This is a genomic window from Streptomyces corynorhini (genome assembly GCF_003346515.1).
Taxonomy (GTDB): Bacteria; Actinomycetota; Actinomycetes; order Streptomycetales; family Streptomycetaceae; genus Streptomyces; species Streptomyces corynorhini.
Genome location: NZ_QQNA01000251.1, coordinates 1 through 20,900 on the forward strand (window position 1 = coordinate 1; position 20,900 = coordinate 20,900).

General features: G+C 71.9%; 16 protein-coding genes. 9 read left to right on the forward strand and 7 right to left on the reverse strand.

The features are described 5' to 3' along the window. The first annotated feature begins 65 nt into the window (after window positions 1-65). The 7 genes from DVH02_RS27125 (at window position 66) to DVH02_RS27155 (ending at window position 8,200) form a co-directional block, all read left to right on the forward strand. Entirely contained in the window at window positions 66-1,811 is a 1,746-nt protein-coding gene (locus DVH02_RS27125) for a discoidin domain-containing protein (RefSeq protein ID WP_114626490.1), read from the forward strand. Window positions 1,812-2,148: 337 nt separating this feature from the next. Continuing rightward, complete coding sequence (locus DVH02_RS27130; protein WP_114626491.1) at window positions 2,149-2,910, forward strand: DeoR/GlpR family DNA-binding transcription regulator; 762 nt, start codon at window positions 2,149-2,151, stop codon at window positions 2,908-2,910. Between the two features lie 125 nt (window positions 2,911-3,035). Further along, window positions 3,036-4,394, forward strand: a complete 1,359-nt coding sequence (locus tag DVH02_RS27135) for an ABC transporter substrate-binding protein (RefSeq protein WP_114626492.1) — start codon at window positions 3,036-3,038, stop codon at window positions 4,392-4,394. Continuing rightward, a complete protein-coding gene (locus DVH02_RS27140) occupies window positions 4,391-5,374 on the forward strand; it encodes a carbohydrate ABC transporter permease (protein ID WP_114626493.1) in 984 nt (327 codons plus the stop codon). The genes DVH02_RS27135 and DVH02_RS27140 overlap by 4 nt, the downstream gene beginning before the upstream one ends. Then, a complete protein-coding gene (locus DVH02_RS27145) occupies window positions 5,371-6,270 on the forward strand; it encodes a carbohydrate ABC transporter permease (protein ID WP_114626494.1) in 900 nt (299 codons plus the stop codon). The genes DVH02_RS27140 and DVH02_RS27145 overlap by 4 nt, the downstream gene beginning before the upstream one ends. Further along, window positions 6,270-7,259 (forward strand): zinc-dependent alcohol dehydrogenase family protein, encoded by a 990-nt coding sequence (locus DVH02_RS27150; RefSeq protein ID WP_114626495.1) that lies wholly within the window; start codon window positions 6,270-6,272, stop codon window positions 7,257-7,259. Before DVH02_RS27145 ends, DVH02_RS27150 begins: the two co-directional genes overlap by 1 nt. Next, window positions 7,256-8,200, forward strand: a complete 945-nt coding sequence (locus tag DVH02_RS27155; RefSeq protein WP_233518489.1) for a PfkB family carbohydrate kinase — start codon at window positions 7,256-7,258, stop codon at window positions 8,198-8,200. Before DVH02_RS27150 ends, DVH02_RS27155 begins: the two co-directional genes overlap by 4 nt. A gap of 138 nt (window positions 8,201-8,338) precedes the next feature. Here the strand turns inward: DVH02_RS27155 and DVH02_RS27160 are convergent, their stop codons facing one another. Genes DVH02_RS27160 through DVH02_RS27175 form a run of 4 tightly spaced genes read right to left on the reverse strand, consistent with a single transcriptional unit; the run spans window position 8,339 to window position 12,938 of the window. Further along, entirely contained in the window at window positions 8,339-9,694 is a 1,356-nt protein-coding gene (locus DVH02_RS27160; RefSeq protein ID WP_114626496.1) for a GH1 family beta-glucosidase, read from the reverse strand. 50 nt (window positions 9,695-9,744) lie between these two features. Further along, window positions 9,745-10,620 carry a carbohydrate ABC transporter permease gene (locus DVH02_RS27165; RefSeq protein ID WP_114626497.1) on the reverse strand — a complete coding sequence of 292 codons (876 nt, stop codon included), beginning with the start codon at window positions 10,618-10,620 and terminating at the stop codon, window positions 9,745-9,747. Next, complete coding sequence (locus tag DVH02_RS27170; protein WP_114626498.1) at window positions 10,613-11,620, reverse strand: carbohydrate ABC transporter permease; 1,008 nt, start codon at window positions 11,618-11,620, stop codon at window positions 10,613-10,615. Before DVH02_RS27170 ends, DVH02_RS27165 begins: the two co-directional genes overlap by 8 nt. Window positions 11,621-11,630: 10 nt before the next feature. Beyond that, window positions 11,631-12,938: an ABC transporter substrate-binding protein gene (locus tag DVH02_RS27175; protein WP_114626499.1), complete on the reverse strand. Its 1,308-nt coding sequence runs from the start codon at window positions 12,936-12,938 to the stop codon at window positions 11,631-11,633. A 185-nt stretch (window positions 12,939-13,123) separates the two neighbouring features. Between DVH02_RS27175 and DVH02_RS27180 the strand changes: the two genes are divergently transcribed. Continuing rightward, window positions 13,124-14,521 carry an ROK family transcriptional regulator gene (locus DVH02_RS27180; protein ID WP_114626500.1) on the forward strand — a complete coding sequence of 466 codons (1,398 nt, stop codon included), beginning with the start codon at window positions 13,124-13,126 and terminating at the stop codon, window positions 14,519-14,521. A 78-nt stretch (window positions 14,522-14,599) separates the two neighbouring features. Here the strand turns inward: DVH02_RS27180 and DVH02_RS27185 are convergent, their stop codons facing one another. Further along, window positions 14,600-15,748 (reverse strand): LacI family DNA-binding transcriptional regulator, encoded by a 1,149-nt coding sequence (locus tag DVH02_RS27185; protein WP_114626501.1) that lies wholly within the window; start codon window positions 15,746-15,748, stop codon window positions 14,600-14,602. A gap of 16 nt (window positions 15,749-15,764) precedes the next feature. Then, window positions 15,765-18,341: a glycoside hydrolase family 3 C-terminal domain-containing protein gene (locus DVH02_RS27190; protein WP_114626502.1), complete on the reverse strand. Its 2,577-nt coding sequence runs from the start codon at window positions 18,339-18,341 to the stop codon at window positions 15,765-15,767. A 259-nt stretch (window positions 18,342-18,600) separates the two neighbouring features. Here DVH02_RS27190 and DVH02_RS27195 point away from each other — a divergent pair, with 259 nt between their 5' ends. Further along, on the forward strand, window positions 18,601-19,929 hold the full coding sequence (locus DVH02_RS27195; RefSeq protein WP_114626503.1) for a transglycosylase family protein: 1,329 nt from the start codon (window positions 18,601-18,603) through the stop codon (window positions 19,927-19,929). On the opposite strand, the gene DVH02_RS27200 is transcribed toward DVH02_RS27195, so the two are convergent. Continuing rightward, window positions 19,810-20,769, reverse strand: coding sequence for a DMT family transporter (locus tag DVH02_RS27200; RefSeq protein ID WP_147286138.1), 960 nt, complete (start codon window positions 20,767-20,769; stop codon window positions 19,810-19,812). The genes DVH02_RS27195 and DVH02_RS27200 overlap by 120 nt on opposite strands. Window positions 20,770-20,900 lie beyond the last annotated feature (131 nt).

The window sequence follows — 20,900 nt, forward strand, 5'->3', positions numbered from 1 at the left end:
CCCGCACGGGTGTGACCGCACCCGGTGGGAGAGCGCTCTCCCAGCCCCTGAGGAGACCGCACACCATGCACCGACCAGCCAGCACCAAGAGGCGCGCGGCCCCGCTCGCCCTCGCCGCCCTGTTCGCGTCCTGCGCGGTCGCCCTCCCGGCACCCGCCGCGCACGCGGCGGGCAGCGTCGTCAAGGTCACCGGAGCGCAGGGCGCCTGGCAGCTGACCGTCGACGGCGCGCCGTACCAGGTCAAGGGCCTGACCTGGGGCCCCTCCCCGGCCGACGCCGCCCGTTACCTGCCCGACGTCGCGTCGATGGGCGTCAACACCGTACGTACCTGGGGCACCGACGCCAGCAGCAAGCCGCTGCTCGACGCGGCGTCCGCCAACGGAGTCAAGGTCATCGCCGGCTTCTGGCTCCAGCCGGGCGGCGGTCCCGGCAGCGGCGGCTGCGTCGACTACCTCACCGACACCACGTACAAGAACGACATGCTCGCCGAGTTCCCCCGATGGGTGAACACCTACAAGGACCACCCCGGCGTCCTGATGTGGAACGTCGGCAACGAGTCCGTCCTCGGCCTCCAGAACTGCTACAGCGGCACCGCGCTGGAGCGGCAGCGCGACGCGTACACGTCCTTCGTCAACGAGATCGCGAAGCGGATCCACGCCGTCGACCCCGACCACCCGGTCACCTCCACCGACGCGTGGACCGGCGCCTGGCCGTACTACCAGCGCAACGCGCCCGACCTCGACCTGTACGCCGTGAACTCCTACGGCGACGTCTGCAACATCCGCGGCACGTGGCAGAGCGGCGGCTACACCAAGCCCTACATCGTGACCGAGGGCGGCCCCGCCGGTGAGTGGGAGGTGCCCGACGACGCCAACGGCGTGCCCGACGAGCCCACCGACCTCGCGAAGGCGGCCGGTTACGCCAAGGCGTGGGAGTGCGTCACCGGCCACAGCGGAGTGGCGCTCGGTGCCACTCTCTTCCACTACGGGACCGAGTACGACTTCGGCGGGATCTGGTTCAACCTGCTGCCCGCGGGCGAGAAGCGGCTCTCCTACTACGCGGTCAAGAAGGCGTACGGGCGGGACACCTCCCGGGACAACACGCCCCCGGTGATCTCCTCCATGGGGGTCGACGGGGCCTCCTCCGTCCCGGCCGGCAAGCAGGTGACCGTCCGCGCCTCGGTCGCCGACCCGGACGGCGACCCGCTCGCGTACCAGCTCCTGCTCGGCGCCAAGTACGTCGACGGCTCCGGCCAGTTGACCGGTGTGCCGGTCACCGCGGCGGGCAACGGCACCTTCACGTTCACCGCGCCCGAGCGGCTCGGCGTCTGGAAGGTGTACCTCAAGGCCACCGACGGGAAGGGCAACACCGGCATCGAGACCCGGTCGTTCAAGGTGGTGCCGCCGGACGTCGCGGGCACCGATCTGGCCCGCGGCAAGACCGCCACGGCCTCCAGCTGGCAGACCGGCGGCACCGGCTGCCCGTGCGGTCCCGGCAACGCCGTGGACGGCTCGCCCGACACCCGGTGGGCGAGCGACTGGAGCGATCCGCAGTGGATCCAGGTCGACCTGGGTACCAAGAGCGCCTTCCGCCACGTCCAGCTCGTCTGGGAGACCGCGTACGCCAAGGCGTACACGCTCCAGACCTCCGACAACGGGCAGGACTGGACGACGCTGAAGACCGTCACCGACGGCAACGGCGGAGTCGACGACCACGAGGTCGCCGCGAACGCCCGCTATGTACGGGTGCACGCGACCGCGCGCGGCACCGAATGGGGCTACTCGCTCTACCGGTTCGGCGTCTACAACTGACCTCCGCCTCCGCACCGCGCCGGACCCGGGAACCACCCCGGTCCGGCGCGGACTTTTTTTGTCGGTCCATGCCCGCATACGGGCAGCGCTTTCTGGGCAGGGGCCGACCGAAACGGGCAGCCAAACGGGCGCGTCCGACAGGTCGAACGGGCAGTGATCCGCGTAACACCCACCCTCTTTCCCTGAGTGACCAGTGCGGCTATCGTTCGTCAAACGGGCATGAACGGTCACAGTCGATGCTGTGAAGAGCCTGGTCGCAGCGGGTCCGTTGCTTGTACAAACGACGCATGAGCCCGAACGGGTGCTGAGCCGCAGCAAAGCAGGGAAGTGTGTTGTCGTGGACACCGACGAACGCCGACGAGAAATTCTTGAGATCGCCCGACGTGACGGGTCAGTGGAGGTAACGGCGCTGGCCGGAAAGCTCCAGGTCGCCAAGGAGACCGTCCGGCGTGATCTGCACGCCCTTGAAGGACACGGACTGGTCAGGCGCACCCACGGCGGCGCCTACCCGGTGGAGAGCGCCGGTTTCGAGACGACCCTCGCGGTACGGACGACCCGGCTCGTCCCGCAGAAGTCACGGATCGCGGCGGCCGCCGCCGACCTCCTCGGAGACGCGGAGACGGTCTTCGTCGACGAGGGCTTCACCCCCCAGCTCGTGGCGGAGGCGCTGCCGCGCGACCGGCCGCTGACCGTGGTCACCGCCTCGCTCGCGGTGGCGACCGCGCTCGCCGACGCCGAGAAGATCGCCGTACTGCTGCTCGGCGGCCGGGTGCGCGGCTCGACGATGGCCACGGTCGACCACTGGACCACCCGGATGCTCTCCGAATTCGTCATCGACCTGGCGTACGTGGGAGCGAACGGCATCTCCCGCGAGTACGGCCTCACCACCCCCGACCCGGCCGTCAGCGAGGTCAAGGCGCAGGCCATGCGCAGCGCCCGGCGCCGCATCTTCGCGGGCATCCACACCAAATTCGGCGCGGTGAGCTTCTGCCGCTTCGCCGACGTGAGCGATTTCGAGTCGATCGTCACGGACGCCGGACTGCCCTCGGCCGAGGCCCAGCGGTACTCGCTGCTCGGGCCGCAGGTCATCCGCGTCTGAACCCGCGGCCCCCGGCCGCCCTCCATTACCTCCGTAGCCGCCCTCCTCCACGCCCTCCTTCGGGGCCGGAGGCGGAACAGCGGCGCCCCGGACCCTTCCCGTAACGAACGATCAGGAGAAATCTCATGCCCCTCCAGCAACGACGACGTGGAATCCGCGTAGTGGGTGCGAGCGTGGCCCTCGTGGGCCTGCTCGCGGGGTGCAGCGGCGCCGGCGGCTCCTCCTCCTCTGGAGGAGAGGAGACGCTCAACGTGCTCATGGTGAACAACCCGCAGATGGTCGAGTTGCAGAAGCTCACCGCGGACAACTTCACCAAGGAGACCGGGATCAAGGTCAACTTCTCGGTCCTGCCCGAGAACGACGTCCGGGACAAGATCACCCAGGACTTCGCCAACCAGGCCGGTCAGTACGACATCGCCACCATCAGCAACTTCGAGGTTCCGTTCTTCGCGAAGAACGGCTGGCTGCACTCGCTCGACGAATACACCGAGAAGGACAAGACCTTCGACCAGGCCGACATCCTCAAGCCCCTCCAGGAGTCGCTGACCGCCGAGGACGGCAAGCTCTACGGCCAGCCCTTCTACGGCGAGTCGTCCTTCCTGATGTACCGCAAGGACGTCTTCGAGGCGAAGAACCTCACCATGCCGGCCAAGCCCACCTGGAAGGAGGTCGCGGATCTCGCCGCCAAGGTCGACGGCGCCCAGAAGGGCATGCGGGGCATCTGTCTGCGCGGCCTGCCGGGCTGGGGCGAGGTCATCGCCCCGCTGACCACGGTCGTCAACACCATGGGCGGCACCTGGTTCACCAAGGACTGGGAGGCGCAGCTGACCTCTCCCGAGTTCACCAAGGCCACCAAGTTCTACGTCGACCTGGTCCGCAACCACGGTGAGGCCGGCGCCCCCCAGGCCGGTTACGCCGAGTGCCTCAACAACATGACCCAGGGCCACTCGGCCATGTGGTACGACGCCACCGCCGGCGCCGGCTCGCTGGAGGCCAAGGGCTCCCCGGTCAAGGGCAAGATCGGCTACGTACCGGCCCCGGTCGACAAGACGGACAGCTCCGGCTGGCTCTACACCTGGGCCTGGGGCATGCAGAAGGCGTCCAAGAAGACCGAGAGCGCCTGGAAGTTCATGTCCTGGGCGTCCGGCAAGGAGTACGAGAAGCTCGTCGGCGAGAAGATCGGCTGGTCCAACGTCCCGGCCGGCAAGCGCGCCTCGACCTACACCAACCCGGACTACCTGAAGGAAGCCGGCGCGTTCGCCGAGGTCACCAAGGACGCCATCGCCAACGCCAACCCGACCGACCCCGGCACCCAGCCGCGTCCGACGGTCGGCATCCAGTTCGTCGACATCCCGGAGTTCACGGACCTGGGCACCAAGGTCTCGCAGGAGATCAGCGCGGCCATCGCCGGCAAGAAGTCGGTCGAGGACGCCCTGAAGGTCTCGCAGGCACTGGCTGAGAAGGTAGGCAAGAAGCAGCAGTGAGTACCTCCGTCAGCACACCCCCACAGTCCCCGGCCGGCGCGTCCAGCGCCCCCGCGCCTCGGCGCGCCGGCCGGGGCGGCCCCGGGCGCGCCCGCGCCTGGGCCACCCGCGCCCCCCTGCTGCCCGCGCTCGTCTTCCTGATCGCGGTCACCCAGTTGCCCTTCGTGGCGACCCTGGTCATCTCGCTCTTCGACTGGAACTCGCTCTCGCCCGACGACCGGTCGTTCGCGGGCGTCTCCAACTACGGCTCCGTGTTCACCGACTCCGACCTGCGCGAATCGGTGTTCACGACCATCCTGCTCACCGCGACCGTGGTGATCGTCAGCGTGGTCCTCGGACTGCTGCTGGCGCTCCTGCTCGACCGCAAGTTCTTCGGCCGCGGCTTCGTCCGCACCCTGCTGATCACGCCCTTCCTGCTGGTGCCCGTCTCGGCGGCGCTGATGTGGAAGCACGTGCTCTACAACCCGGAGTACGGCCTGCTCAACGGCGGCTGGGCCTGGTTCACCGGGCTCTTCGGAGTGGAGAACCCCACCCAGCCCGACTGGATCTCGGACATGCCGCTGATCGCGGTCGAGACCGCCCTCATCTGGCAGTGGACGCCGTTCATGATGCTCATCCTGCTCGCCGGGCTCCAGAGCCGGCCCGCGGAGATCATCGAGGCGGCGAAGCTGGACGGCGCGACGGTCTGGCAGACCTTCCGCTATCTCACACTGCCGCATCTGCGCCGCTACCTGGAGCTGGGCATCCTGCTCGGGTCGATCTACATCGTGCAGAACTTCGACGCGGTGTTCACCCTCACCTCCGGCGGGCTCGGCACCGCGAACCTGCCGTACACCATCTACCAGACCTTCTACCAGGCTCACGAGTACGGACTGGCCTCCGCCGCCGGAGTCGTCGTCGTGATCGGCACGATCGTGATCGCGACCTTCGCCCTGCGTGTGGTCTCGTCCCTCTTCAGTGAGGAGGCGAACCGCGCATGAGCGCCCTCTCCGTACCGACCGCCGCCACGGCCGCGCGTCAACGCGTCGACAAGTACGCCCCCGCCGCCAGGCGGGCCCGGCGGCGCTCCGCCGGGCTGGGCGTGCTGGCCTGGATCATCGGTGTCCTCTTCTGCCTGCCCGCGCTGTGGATGCTGCTCACCTCCTTCCACTCGGAGGCGGACGCGGCGACCAACCCGCCGTCCCTCACCGCGCCGCTCACCCTCGACAGCTACCGGGTGTTCTTCGGCGAGGGCGGCGGCGCCAGCCCCTGGCCGCCGCTGATCAACTCGCTGACGGCGTCGCTGTTCTCCACGCTGTTCGTGCTGGTGCTCGCGCTTCCCGCGGCCTACGCGCTGTCCATCAAGCGGGTGGAGAAGTGGACGGACGTCATGTTCTTCTTCCTCTCCACCAAGATGCTGCCGGTCGTCGCGGGACTGCTGCCCGTGTACCTCTTCGCGAAGAACATCGGCATGCTGGACAACATCTGGCTACTCGTCATCCTCTACACGTCGATGAATCTGCCCATCGCCGTCTGGATGATGCAGTCGTTCCTCGCCGACGTACCCGTCTCCATCATCGAGGCCGCCCAGGTGGACGGCGCCCGGCTGCCGACCGTCCTGATCAGGGTGGTCGCTCCGGTGGCCGCGCCCGGTATCGCGGCGACATCGCTGATCTGCTTCATCTTCAGCTGGAACGAGCTGCTCTTCGCCCGGGTGCTGACCGGCGTGACGGCGCAGACGGCGCCCGTGTTCCTGACGAGCTTCGTGACCAGCCAGGGCCTCTTCCTGGCCCAGCTGTGCGCGGCGTCCGTCGTTGTCTCCCTGCCGGTGCTCGCCGCGGGGTTCGCCGCCCAGGACAAGCTTGTCCAGGGCCTTTCTCTTGGAGCAGTGAAGTAATGAGGGCAGCCATCGTCGAAGCCGTCGGCAAGGTCTCCGTCACGACGGTTCCCGACCCGACTCCAGGCCCTCGGGACGTGGTGGTGTCCGTCGCCGCGTGCGGACTGTGCGGTACCGATCTGCACATCCTCCAGGGCGAGTTCGCGCCCACGCTGCCGATCGTCCCCGGCCATGAGTTCGCCGGCGAGATCGTCGAGATCGGTGCCGACGTGACCGAGCTGGCGGTGGGCGACAAGGTCGCCGTCGACCCGTCGCTCTACTGTCACGAGTGCCGCTACTGCCGCACCGGCCGCGGCAACCTGTGCGACCGGTGGAACGCGATCGGCGTCAGCAAGCCGGGCGGCGCCGCCGAGTACGCGGTGGCGCCCGTCGCCAACTGCGTGAAGCTCCCCGACCACGTCGACGTCAGGGACGCGGCGCTGATCGAGCCGCTGTCCTGCGCGGTACGCGGGTACGACGTGCTCAAGTCGACGCTCGGCGCCGAGGTGCTGATCTACGGCTCCGGCACCATGGGGCTCATGATGCTCGAACTCGCCAAGCGCACCGGCGCCGCCTCCGTCGACATGCTCGACATCAACCCGGACCGGCTGGCGACCGCCGGCAAGCTCGGCTGCTCGCGCTCGGCCGCCTCGGCGGACGAGTTCGACCGGCCCGGCGGCTGGGACCTGGTGGTCGACGCGACCGGCAACGCGCGCGCCATCCAGGACGGTCTCGGCCGGGTGTCCAAGGGCGGTACGTTCCTCCAGTTCGGGGTCGCCGACTACGCGACGACCGCCGTCATCGAGCCGTACCGCATCTACAACCAGGAGATCACCATCACCGGCTCCATGGCGGTGCTGCACAGCTACGAGCGGGCCGCCGCGCTGTTCGCCTCCGGCGTGCTCGACCCGAAGGTCTTCATCAGCGACCGGCTGCCGCTGGAGCAGTACCCCCAGGCCATCGACATGTTCAAGGCGGGCCAGGGCCGCAAGATCGTGGTCGAGCCGTGACCCCGGCACAGGAGGCCGGACCGGGCGCCGTCCTGGTGATGGGGGAGGCGCTCATCGACCTCGTCCCCGCACCGGACGACCCGGCCGTCTTCCGGGCCGAACCCGGCGGCGCGCCCGCCAACGTCGCGGCCGGGCTCGCCAGGCTCGGTACGCCCAGCTGGTTCGCCGGAGCGCTCGGCGGCGACGGCTTCGCCCGGCTGATCGAACAGCGGCTGGTCTCCGCGGGCACCGAACTGGGCCTGTGCGCCCGCTCGGAGCTGCCCACCACCCTCGCGGTCGCCGACCCGGGCCCGCACGGCACCAGCTACCACTTCCATCTCGCGGACACGGCGACCTTCCGGCTGCCGGACCACTCCGCCGAGGTGGAGCGGTTCGCCGTGGTGTACGCGGGCGGAGTCGCCGCCGCCGTCGACCCGTCCGCCGCCGCGGTCGCCGCCACCGCGCGCGCCGGAGCGCGCCACTCCCTGCTGGTGGTCGACCCCAATGTCCGCGAGGACCGGACGATCGACCCCGAGCTGAGCCTGCGCCGACTGCGCGAGCTGTGCGAACTGGCGCAGGTCGTCAAGGCCAGCGACGAGGACCTGGCCCGGCTGTGGCCGGACGCCGACCCCGACGAGAGCGGCCGGCGGCTGGCGGCGGCCGGCCGGCTCGTGCTGGTCACCCGGGGCGCCAAGGGCAGTACGGCGTACGCGGGCAGCGCGGAACCGGTCTCCGTCTCCGCCGTGCCCGTCGAGGTGGTCAACACCATCGGCGCCGGGGACGCCTTCATGGCGGCCGTGCTCCACTGGCTGAGCACCACGCCCGTCGACGGCGCGGCCGGACCGGCCCTCCTGGAGCGCGAACAGATCACCGAGATGCTCGGCTTCGCCTCACGGGTCGCCGCCTCCGTCTGCGCCAAGGCCGGGACGGAGCCGACCCCGCCGCTGCCGGGGGACCGCTGAACCGACGCGTACCCGGGCCCCGGCGGGAGCCCCGGGCGCGCACCGAAACCACCTCCCCGCAGTGGCCGGAGCCACCGCCCTTCACCGACAGGGCGGTGGCTCCGGCCGTTCACGGCCCGGCGCCGGGTCCGGCCGGTCTCAGGCGGCCCGCCGGCCGCGCTCCGCCGCCGCCCGGATGATCTCCGCGTACCGGTGGCCGCTGCCCTTGACCGTCCTGCGCTGCGTCGCGTAGTCGACGTGGACCAGACCGAACCGCTTGTCGTAGCCGTACGCCCACTCGAAGTTGTCCAGCAGCGACCAGGCGAAGTACCCGGCCAGCGGCGCGCCGTCCGCCACCGCCCGCGCACACGCGGCCAGATGCTCCTCCAGATAGCGGACCCGCTCCGGGTCGTCGACCGTACCGTCGGCCCGCACCACGTCGGGGAAGGCCGAGCCGTTCTCCGTGACGTACAGCCGCCGCGCCCCGTACTCCCGGGTGAGCCGCCCGAGCAGCTGCTCCAGGCCGTCCGCGTGCACCTCCCACCCCATGTGCGTGGTGCGGGCGCCCGCCACCTCGACCTGCCGGGCGTACGGTACGGGCCCGTCCGGGTCGTCCCGGACGATCTGGCGGAAGTAGTAGTTGAGCCCCAGCCAGTCCAGCGGCGCCGCGATGGTCTCCAGGTCGCCGGGGCGCTCGGGCAGCTCCACCCCGTACAGCTCACGCATGTCCGCCGGGTAGCCGCGGCCGTGGACCGGGTCCAGCCACCAGCGGTTGGTGTGGCCGTCGGCCCGCACGGCGGCGGCGCGGTCCGCGTCGCTGTCACTGGCGGGCTCGATGGGGCTGAGGTTGTTGACGATGCCGATCCGGGCGTCGGCGGAGGCGGCCCGGATCGCCTGGACGGCCAGGCCGTGCCCGAGGTGCAGATGGTACGAGGCGCGCACGGCGGCGGTGAGATCGGTGAGACCCGGCGCCATCCGGCCTTCGAGATGGCCGATCCACGACGAGCACAGCGGCTCGTTGAGCGTCGCCCAGTCCTTCACCCGGTCGCCCAGCCGCCCGGCGACGACGGCGGCGTACGCGGCGAAGTGCTCGGCCGTCTCCCGGACCGGCCAGCCGCCCCGGTCCTGGAGGACCTGCGGCAGATCCCAGTGGTAGAGGGTGGCGAACGGGGTGACGCCCGCCTCCAGCAAGCCGTCGACCAGACGGTCGTAGAAGTCCAGCCCCGCCTTGTTCACCGGCCCGTCGCCGCCCGGCACGACCCTCGGCCAGGCGAGCGAGAAGCGGTAGGCGCCCACGCCGAGCCGCCGCATCAGCGCGATGTCCTCGGGCACCCGGTGGTAGTGGTCGCAGGCCACGTCGCCGGTGTCCCCGTTGTCGACGGCGCCCGGGGTGTGCGAGAACGTGTCCCAGATGGAGGGGGTGCGGCCGTCCTCGGCCACCGCGCCCTCGATCTGGTAGGCGGCGGTGGCGACCCCCCAGGTGAAGTCGGCCGGCAGGGCGTTGAGGTCGTTCACGTACAGCCTTTCCGCAGAGGGCGCCCGGCGCTGCGCCGGGCGCCCGGAGGTCACTTGACGGCGCCGGCGGTCAGACCGGCGACGAGATAGCGCTGGAGGAGCAGGAACCCGGCGACCACCGGCACGCTGACGACGAGCGAGGCGGCCATGACCTGGTTCCAGTAGACGTCGTTCTGGGTGGCGTAGCCCTGGAGCCCGACGGCCAGCGTGCGGGTCGCGTCGTTGGTCATGACGGAGGCGAAGAGGACCTCCCCCCAGGCCGTCATGAACGCGTAGACGCAGACCGCCACGATGCCGGGGGTCGCGGCCGGTACCACCACGCGCAGCAGCGCGCCGAACGCGCCGCAGCCGTCCACCATGGCGGCCTCGTCCAGGTCCCGGGGGATGGAGTCGAAGTAGCCGATCAGCATCCAGATGGAGAACGGCAGCGAGAACGTCAGATAGGTGAGGATCAGGCCGCCGCGCGACCCGTACAGCGCGATGCCCGTGGTGTTGCCGATGTTCACGAAGATCAGGAAGAGCGGCAGCAGGAAGAGGATGCCGGGGAACATCTGGGTGGAGAGCACGGTGACGGTGAAGACCCGCTTGCCCCGGAACCGGTAGCGGCTGACGGCGTACGCGGAGAACACCGCGATCACCACCGACAGCACCGTCGCCGACCCCGCCACGATCAGCGAGTTGACGAAGTAGCGGGCCAGCGGGACGGTGTCCCAGATGTCGAAGTACGGACGGATCGTCAGATCGGTGGGGATCCACTGGAACTTCCCCGAGACGTCCTGGAGCGGTTTGAGCGAGCTGCTGATCATCACATAGACGGGCAGCAGCGCGAAGACCGTCAGGAACGTCAGGACGACCCGCCGGGTCCACAGGAAGGACGCCGGCGGCGCGAGCGGGGAGCGGGGCCCGCCCCGGCGGGTGCTAGACATCGGAGCCCTTCCTCCCACGGGTGGTGAGCAGCAGGTAGACGGCGGTGACCAGCAGCAGGAAGAGCAGCAGGAGCACGGACATCGCGGAGCCCGAGCCGAAGTTCCAGGTGACGAACGACGACTGGTAGATGTGGATGGAGATCAGGTCCGCGGCCTCCGGCGCCGACTTGCCGAACAGCACGTACGGCGTGTTGAAGTCGTTGAACGTCCAGAGGAACAGGACGAGCACCAGCACCTGGTTGACCGGCCGCAGCGACGGCAGGGTGATCCGGCGGATCTGCTGCCAGATCCCGGCGCCGTCGATCGACGCCGCCTCGTACAGCTCGCGCGGGATGTTCTGCAGCCCGGCCATCACGATGAGGAAGGCGAACGGCCAGGACTTCCAGACGGCGACGACGATCAGCGCGTAGAAGCTGTTGTCGCCGATCAGCCAGAAGGCGGGCGGGCCGCTCAGCCCGAGCTGGTCGTACAGGACGTGATTGATCAGCCCGTTGTCCCGCTGGAACATGAAGGCCCAGGTGATCACGGCCGCGTACACCGGCAGGGCGTACGGGACGAGGAAGACCGCCCGCAGCACGCCCCGGCCCCGGAAGTTCTCCTGGAGCAGGATGGCGGCGCTGACGCCGAACAGCCAGCACAGGGCGACGGAGCAGACGGTGAACACGCAGGTCACGAAGAAGGAGTGCAGCAGGGCCTGGCCGATCGGGGCGTCGAAGTCGACGGCGACCCGGAAGTTCTCCAGGCCCGTCCACGGCGCCTCGCCCCAGTTGCTGATGTAGAACTGGGTGAGCTGACGGAAGCTCATCACGATACCGATGACCATCGGGATCAGATGGACGAGCAGTTCCAGTACCACGGCCGGCAGGAGCAGCAGATAGGGCAGGCCGCCGCGGCGGATCCGGTCGGGGACGCGCGGCAGCCGTCGGCGCGTCCTCCCGCCGTCCGGTCCCTGCCCGTCCTCCGTCCGGCCCGTGCGGGCGGTTGTCACGGTGGCGGTCATCGCGCGGGCCTCACTGCTGCATCTGCTGCTGGGCCTTGGTCAGGCGTTCCCTGACCGACTCGGTGGTCACCTGCCGCCCCGCGGCGGCGTCGGCCCACAGCTCCTTGACGGCCGTGCCCACCGTGGTCTCGAACTGCGACTCGGAGGCCACCTGCGGCAGCGGCGCGGCGCTGGCGGCGAGCGTGTCGCGCAGCACCTTCAGCTCCGGCGCGGAGAACGCCTCGTCCTCCTGAGCCGCCTTCACCGGCGGAATCGCGCCGAAGGTCTTGTTGAGGAGTATCTGTTCCTTGTCGCTCGTCATGAACTTGACGAACTTCTTCGCCCCGTCGACGTTCTTGGTGTTCTTGAAGACCGCGATGTTGATCCCGGCGACCATGGAGTTGGTGCTCTTGTCCGCGCCCGGGGCCCCGGCGGGCACCGGTACGGGGGCCACGCCCCAGTCGTCGGGCTTCATGCCCTGCGAGGCGAAGGTGGAGGCCGCCGCCTGCCACAGCACCATCGCGGTCGTGCCCTTGGAGAAGTCCTGCAGGGACTGGTTCTGGGCGTACTCGGCGTTGCCCGGCGCGACGATCTTGTCCTTGGCCATGAAGTCGACGTACTGCTTGACGGCGGCGACCGCGCCGTCCGAGGTGAAGGTCGGTTTGCCGGACGCGTCGAAGAAGTCGGCGCCGTGCTGTTTGGCGAGGACGAAGACCTGGTGGATGTTGTTGGAGAGGTTGGCGCCCTCGGCGCCCAGCGCCCACGTGCCGTCCCGGGAGAGCTTCTTGCCGTCGGCGACCAGCTCGTCCCAGGTGGCGGGCGGCGCGCTGATGCCCGCGTCCGCGAACATTTTCTTGTTGTAGTAGAGCGCGTAGGCCAGCGAGTACAGCGGTACGGCCGCCGGGTCCTGGTCCGAGGCGCCCGCCGAGGCGACCGCGGAGTCGACGAACCTGTCCCGGCCGCCGATCGCCTCGAAGTTCTTCTCGTCCCAGGGCAGCAGCGCGCCGGTCGCCTGGAGCGAGGCCGACCAGGTGTTGCCGATGTTCAGCACGTCGGGGCCCTGTCCCGAGGAGGTGGCGGCCAGGATCCGGTTGAGCAGATCCGCCCACGGGACCACTTCGAGCTTGACCTTGATACCCGTCTCCTTCTCGAACTTCTTGAGTTCGGGAGTGAGTATCTTCTTGTCGGCCTCGATGCTGGGGCCCTGGTTGGAGGCCCAGTAGGTGAGGGTCCTGGGCGACTCGTTGCTGCCGCCGGACGACGAACCGCCGCCGCATCCGGTGACGGCGGCGAGGGCGCTCAGGACGGTGACTGCTGCCGCGGCTCTGACTCTGCGCATGGGCGAGGCCCCTCTTTGGGGAGGGCCGTGTTCACGAGGTGAACAACCTCGGACGGGCGGCCTCCGGCTTAGAGGCCGCGCGAATAGGTGGGGCGGCCTCTTAATTTATGCCGTGATTTAAGAGGTGAAGGAAGGTCGCGTCAAGGCTTGTGACCGGGGTATGTTGCGTCGAGGGAAGGAGCACCATGGCCGAGCGCGACAGACGGACAGTGCGTGACCTGCGCCGGGGCAACCGGGCGAGGGTTGTGCAACGGTTGTATTTCGACGGTCCGCTGAGCCGCCAGGAGCTGGGACCGGCCACCGGGCTGAGTTCGGGATCCATCAGCAACGTCGTCGCCGAACTCGTCGCCGAGGGCCTCCTGGAGGAGGCCGGGGTGGTCGGCTCGGACGGCGGCCGCCCCCGTACCCTGCTGCGCGTGGCCCCCGGCGGCGGGCTCCTGATCGGCATCGACATCGGCGAGACCCGGGTACGGGTCGAGCTGTTCGACCTCACCCTCACCGAACTCGCCCGCACCGACCGGCTGCTGGCCCAGCACCGCTACGACGTCGAGCGGGTGGTGGAGCACGTGCGCACCGGCGTCGCCGATGTGCTGCGCGACGCGCGGGCCGACCCGGAGCGGCTCCTCGGCATCGGGATCGGGGTCCCGGGCATCATCGAACGCGGCGGCCCGGACGGCGACGTGGTCCACGGGCCGACCATCGGCTGGGACACCGTCCCCTTCGAGGCGCTGCTGCGGGCCGCCCTCGATGTGCCCTCCCCGGTACCGCTGTTCGTCGACAACGGGGCCAAGACCCTGGGCCAGGCCGAGATGTGGTTCGGCGGCGGCCGGGGGACCGGCACCGCCGCCATCGTGCTCATCGGCTCCGGGATCGGCGCGAGCGTCGTGCACGGCGGCGCGCTGACCGAGGAGAGCGGCCGGGGCAGCGCCCTGGAGTGGGGCCACACCACGGTGCGGATGGGCGGCCGGCGCTGCCGCTGCGGCTCCATCGGCTGTCTGGAGACGTACGCGGGCGCGGAGGCGCTGCGCGAGCGCTGGTACGAGGCGGGCGGGCCTCTCCCGGACGACGCGGACGACGAGACGGCGCTGGCCGCCCTGCTCGCGGCGGCCTTCCCGGAACCCGGGGGAGCGGCACCCGACCCGGTCGCGGTCTCGCTGCTGGCGGACACCGCCGAGTGCCTGGGCGCGGCACTGGGCGACCTGATCAACCTCTTCCTGCCCGAGCGCGTCCTGCTCGGCGGCTGGGCGGGGCTGCTGATCGGCCCCCGGCTGCTCCCGGAGATCCGCCGCCACGCGCGGGCGTACGCCCTCGCGCCCGCTCTGGCGCGCACCACGATCGAGCTGGGGCGGCTCGGGCCCGACGCGGTCACGGTCGGGGCGGCGACGCTGCCGCTGGCCGGGTTCCTCGCGCGCGGCGGCAGCAGACCGGCGGCGGCCGGACCTGCCTCAGGACCTGCCTCCGGACCTGTCTCAGGAGCTGCCTCAGGACCGACGGGCGGGCCGGAGCCCGGCGGGGTGAGCGCGCCCCGGCGCTGGCAGCGCGCGCCCGCGCCCGCGCCCGCCCCGGCGGCGGAGAGCACGTGAGCGAAGCGGCGGCCCGTGGGGGTGACGGCCCGTCGGACCGTACGCCCGCGCACCACCCGGCCCTGCGGGCGCCGCGGTTCAGGCCGAGCCGCGTACCACCAGCGACGGTTCGAAGATCACCGAGGTGACCGCCCGGTCGGCCCCGGCGAGCCGCTCCAGCAGCAGCCGGGCCATCTGCGCCGCCATCTCCTCCACCGGCTGACGCACCGTCGTCAGCGGCGGCCGGCAGGACAGGGCCGCGCTGCTGTCGTCGAAGCCGATCACGGCGACGTCCTCGGGCACCCGCCTCCCGTGCTCCCGCAGCACATGGCAGGCGCCCACCGCCATCAGGTCGTTGGCCGCGAACACCGCGTCCAGATCGGGGTGTTCGGCCAGCAGCCGGGCCATCGCCGCCTCCCCGCTCTCCTGGGTGAACCGGCCCTCGGCGACGGGGATGTACGGCTGGCCCCCGGCCGCCATCGCCTCGCGGAAGCCCGCCAGCCGCTCCTGTCCCGCGGGTACGTCCAGCGGTCCGGTGATCGTGGCGACCCGGCGGCGGCCACGCGCGAGCAGATGCCCGGCGGCCAGCCGCGCGCCGTCGCGGTGGGCGAGATCGACATAGCTGATCCGGACGGGCCGGGCGGGACGCGCGTAGAGCACGGCGGGCAGCCCCGCCTCGGTGATCAGGGCGGGCAGCGGATCCTCGGCGTGCGTCGAGACCACCAGCGCGCCGTCGGCGCTGCCCTGGCGCAGATACGCGAGGACCTCCGCACGGGCGCGCGAGGTCTCGGCGAACATCAGGACCGGATACATCCCGCGCGGCCGAAGATGGCTGACCACCCCCGTCACCACCCGGCCGAAGAACGGGTCGGCGAAGACCCCCGCGGTGAAGGCGTCGCTCCCGTCCCCGCCCCGCGCGCCGTCGGCACTCCGCGCGCCACCCGCGCCCGAGACCCGGCCGGAGCCCGCCTCCGGCACCGGCCGTTCGCCGGGCGCCGGGTCCTGGTCGTCCCCCGCGCCCGAGACCACCAGCGCGATGGCGTCGGTCCTGCGGGTGACCAGCGAACGGGCCGCGCGGTTGGGCGCGTACCCGGTGGCGGCCACGGCCCGCCGGACCGACTCCTGGATCACCGGGTCGACATTGCGCACCCCGTTGACGACCCGCGAGACCGTGGCCCGGGAGACACCGGCGGCCCGCGCCACATCCTCCAGGGTGGGTGCGCCCGCCGGTCGCAGATCTTCCGTCATGCTCCCCTTTATAGCATTAGTGGAGAGCGCTCTCCGGAGGTGTTTCCGGCATATCCCGTGCGGCCGGGGACAGGACGGACGACAGGTCCGACGACAGCGCGGGTGACACGGAGGTCACCGCGCGCAGCGGCAGGTCACCGGCCGATCTCCCGCAGAGCAGCGTCACCTCTCCCGGCCCGGTCACCCAGCGGTGCTCCCGCGTCGACCAGCGGGCCGGTGCCCTGCCCGCCACCCGCACCACCGCGACCGCCCGCTCCCCGGGGTCCGAGGACACCGCCGCGTGTCCGACGAGCCGGGGGACCGGGGGGCCGCCGTCCGGCTCCGGCCCGGCCAGATAGAGCTGGACGACCTCACGCCCCCGGCGCGCGCCGGTGTTGCGCAGCACCACCCGTACCTCGAACGGCTCGCCCCCGGCCACCTCGGCCGGTGCCTCCAGGGACTCGTACGACCAGGTCGTGTACCCGAGGCCGTGGCCGAACCAGTACGCGGGCCGCGCACCCGCGCGCAGCCAGGCCCGGTAGCCGATGAACGGGCCCTCGCTGTACGGCAGGACGCCGTCCGCCGGCCGGGTCCTCAGGACGGGTACGTCGCCCTCGGCGCCCGGCCAGGTCGTGGGCAGCCGGCCGCCCGGCTCCGCGCGGCCGAACAGCACATCGGCCAGCCCCGCCCCGCCCTCCTGCCCGGGGAACCACGCGAGCAGCAGCGCGCGGACCTCGTGGCGCCAGGGGAGGGTGACGGGAGCGCCCGCGTTCAGCACCACCACCGTGCGCGCATTGGCCCCCATGACCGCCCGCACCAGCGCGTCCTGACCCTCCGGCAGCGCCAGCGTGCGCCGGTCGCGGCCCTCGGACTCGCTCTCCGGGGTCGTTCCCACGACCACCACCGCGACCTCCGCGTCCCGGGCCGCCGCGACCGCCCGCTCGCGCTCCGCCACCGCGTCGCCCGGCGGCGGGGCGGCGGCCAGCACGGTGGCGACCCCGGTGCCGCCGCCGAGCCCGCGCCGGACGGTCAACTCCACCTCCCGGCCCCCGGTGAGCGGCGTGCTGACCAGCCGGAGCGGCGGGGCGACATGGACCCGGGCCGGATCGTCGGAGTCCACGGGGAAGGTGCCGCAGAGCACCGTCCGCCCCGCGACGGCCAGCGAGAGCGGCCCCCAGCCGCCGACCGCCAGCGTCCAGGGGCCGTCCCGGTCGGGCCGGAACAGCGCCCTGATCTCCACCGTGTGCGCGCCCGGCACCTCGGCGGGCTCCACGATCCGGCCCGACAGCCGGTGCTCGGCGTGCAGTTCGTCCCCGGCCGCGTCCAGCAGCCGTACCAGCACGCCCGGTTCGCCGCCGCGCGGATCGCGGCTGTCCGCCCGGGTCAGCGGCCGGGGCACGGCGCTCGGCGGCAGACCGGGCGCGTACACCGTCCTGGCGGTGCCGGCCAGCGCCGCCGTGATGCCCTCCAACGGCGTGACCAGGCCGTCGGGGAACACCTCGGCGCTGCCGCCGCCCTGGATCCGTGGGTCCTTCGCGTGCGGGCCGATCACCGCGACCGACCGCAGCCGCGCCGGGTCCAGCGGCAGCAGCGAGCCCTCGTTGCGCAGCAGGACCGCCCCGGCGGCGACGGCCCGGCGCAGCAGCCCGCGCTCACCCCGCCCCGCCCGCGCGGGCGGCGCCCCGTCCGGTCCGCCCGTCCGGTGCGGCGCCCGGGACGCCGTACCGGACGGGTCCCGCGGCGGATCCCCCCACGCGCCCGTCCACGCGGCCAGCCGCAGCAGCCGCCGTACCTTCTCGTCGATCACCTCCACCGGCAGGGCCCCCGCCGCCACGGCGGCGCACAGCCCGTCGGCCCAGGGACTCGCCGGGCCCGGCATCGCCAGATCCTGCCCCGACCGCGCGGTCTCCAGCAGCGAGCGGACCGCGCCCCAGTCGGAGACGACCGGCCCCTCGAAGCCCCACTCGTCCTTCAACGGCCGCTCCAGCAGCGGCCCCGCGCTCATGGTGTGGCCGTTGACCCGGTTGTACGCGGACATCACCACCCGCACCCCGGCCCCGACCGCCGCCTCGAAGGGGGCGAGGTAGACCTCGCGCAGCGTCCGCTCGTCCACCCGTACGTCGACCGTGAGCCGGTCGGTCTCCGCGTCGTTGGCGACGAAGTGCTTGGCGGTCGCCGCGACCCCGCCCGCCTGGATGCCGCGGATCAGGGCCGCGCCCGTGCGCCCGGTCAGCAGCGGGTCCTCGGAGAAGCACTCGAAGTGCCGCCCGCCCAGCGGGGAGCGGTGCAGATTGAGGGTCGGCGCGAGCAGCACGTCGACGCCCTTGCGCCGGGCCTCCGCCGCCAGCAACCCGCCCGCCGCGCACACCAGTTCCTCGTCCCAGGCCGCCGCGAGCGCCGTGGGGGAGGGCAGCACGAGCGCGGTGTCGCGTTCGTCCCAGGCCGTCCCGCGCACCCCGGCCGGCCCGTCGGAGAAGGTGACGGCGCGCAGCGCGACGGCCGGTTCCGCGTACGTACGCCAGGTGTCGGCGCCGGTCAGCAGCCGTACCTTCTGCCGCAGGTCCAGCTTCTCCAGCAGACGGCCGATCTCGGCCCCGGTCAGTTCCGCCCCCATGGCTGCTCCCTCCGCGTACGACGTACGGCCGTAGTGGGAGAGCGCTCTCCCCGCGAAAGGGTTGCCGGACGGCGCCCCCCTGTCAATGGCGGCAATTTCCGGCTCCCGGGGACACACCGGCCCCCCGGGTGGGAGGGTGAGGGGGCGAGAAGACGGCCCGCGTGCGGCGGGTGAAGGGGTGAGGGCTTGTCACGGTCCTTACCCAACGCTTACGTTGGCCGCTCGCGACGAGTCCTACAGCCAGTGGGGGAGCCAAGCCATGGCCGCAACCGGTCGGCACCGCCGATACCAGCCGAGCCGCATCAACCGCGCGTCGCTGACCGTCACGGCGGGCGGCGCGGGAATGGCACTGCCGCTCATCGCGGCGGGCACGGCGCACAGCGCGTCGGTGGACACCTGGGAGAAGGTGGCCGCCTGCGAGTCGACCGGCAACTGGCAGATCAACACCGCCAACGGCTATTTCGGCGGCCTGCAGTTCACCCAGTCCACCTGGGAGGCGTACGGCGGCGCCCGGTTCGCCTCCCGCGCGGACCTCGCCACCAAGGACCAGCAGATCGCGATCGCGGAGAGGGTCCTCAAGGGGCAGGGCCCCGGGGCCTGGCCCACCTGCTCGGTCCGGGCCGGACTGACCCGCGGCGGCGCGACGCCCGACATCACGACCGGCTCGGCCCGCTCCACCGGGAACGCGCCCAGCGCCGAGACCCGGGCGCGCAGCGGCCCGATCGAGACCGGCGGCGGGCGGAGCGCGGGCGCGGCGAAGGCCACGACGTCCGGGGCGAGCGCCAAGAAGGCCGCCTCGCCCACCTCCGTACCGACCAAGCGCGAGGGCTACACGGTGGCGCGCGGCGACTCCCTGTCCGGGATCGCCGTCGACGAGTCCGTCCAGGGCGGCTGGCAGCGGCTGTACGAGGAGAACCGCCGGGTCATCGGCTCCGACCCCGACCTGATCTTCCCCGGCCAGAAGCTCGTCCTGCGGGTCCAGACCCCGGTGAAGGGCAGCGCCACCACCCGGCACAAGCAGTCGGCGAAGCCGAAGACGGCCGAGCGGCCGAAGGCGACGGCCGCGCCGGAGCCGGTCGCGAAGCCCAAGGCCGCGCCGAAGCCGAAGGCCGCCGAGCGGACCGAGAAGCAGGCCAAGGCACCGGCCCGCGCCGAGACCCCCACCAAGTCCACGCCGAAGAAGACCAGTACGCTCACCGCGCCGGTCGCCGCCTCCACCGGCACCCAGTACCGCCAGGCCGGATCCTGGGCCAGCGGCTACCACACCGGCGTCGACTTCCCCGTTCCCACCGGCACCTCAGTCAAGGCCGTCGGGTCCGGCACGGTCGTCTCGGCGGGCTGGGCGGGGGCGTACGGCTACCAGGTCGTCATCCGGCACGCGGACGGCAAGTTCAGCCAGTACGCGCACCTTTCGGCCCTCAACGTGCGCGCGGGCCAGACGGTCGGCGCCGGGCAGCGCATCGCGAGGTCAGGAACCACCGGCAACAGCACGGGACCGCATCTCCACTTCGAGATGCGCACGGGGCCCGGCTACGGGAGCGACATCGACCCCCTCGCCTATCTGCGGGCCGGCGGCGTCCACATCTGAGTACCCGGCAGGCTCCGGCCCGCCGGGCTCCGAGGTGAGCAGGATCAGCCCGCCCACCGTCAGGGCGCCCGCGCCGAGCGCCAGCGCCGCCCCGAGCAGCCCGTACCTGAACCCCTCGCCGAAGAGCGCGATGCCCACGGCCGCCGCGACCACCGGGTTGACGACGGTGACCGCCGCCAGGGGCGCGGTCAGCCCCGCGCCCCGGTAGGACGCCTGCGACAGCAGCAGTCCGAGCGTCGCGAGGACGACGACGACCAGCACACCGGACAGCCGCCCGGCCACGCCGTACACGTTCCAGTCCACGGCGGCGGTCTTGGTGAAGACCGAGGCGATGCCGAACGCGACGCCCGCGGCCCCGGCCAGCAGCAGGCTCCGTACGGCTGCCCGGTGCACGAACTGCGCCGTCACGAAGAGCAGTCCCACCCCGGCGAAGGTGGCCGCGGCCACCACCAGCCGTTCCAGCACGTCCAGCGCGTGGCCGTCGGCGGAGCCGGTCAGCGCGAGCAGTCCCGCCAGTCCCACCGTGGTGAGGGCAGCGCCCCGCCACGCGGCGCGGCCCGCTCCCCTGCGCACGAACAGCGCGGCCAGCGGCAGCGCGAAGACGATGGTGAGCGCGCCGAGCGGCTGCACCACGGTGAGCGGCCCGTACGCCAGCGCCGCGACATGGAGCAGCGCCCCCAGCCCGTTCATGGCCACCGCCGCCCACCACACCCCGTGGTGCAGGGGCGCGTACGGCCGGTCCGGGGTGGCTGTTGCGACCCGCTCCTGGAGAATCGCCCCGGAGGCGTAGACGACCGCGGAGACCAGGGACAGCAGGACGGACAGGGCGAGAGCACTCATGCCGCAACGATCTCCCGGGCCGGGGCGGTCCGTCGTCGTCCTGTAGGTGGCAATCCGGCGTACTGCTCAAGGAGTACGCCGGATCGCCGATGTCCACCCGCGGACGCTGTCGTCCCCGGTCGACGCCGGAA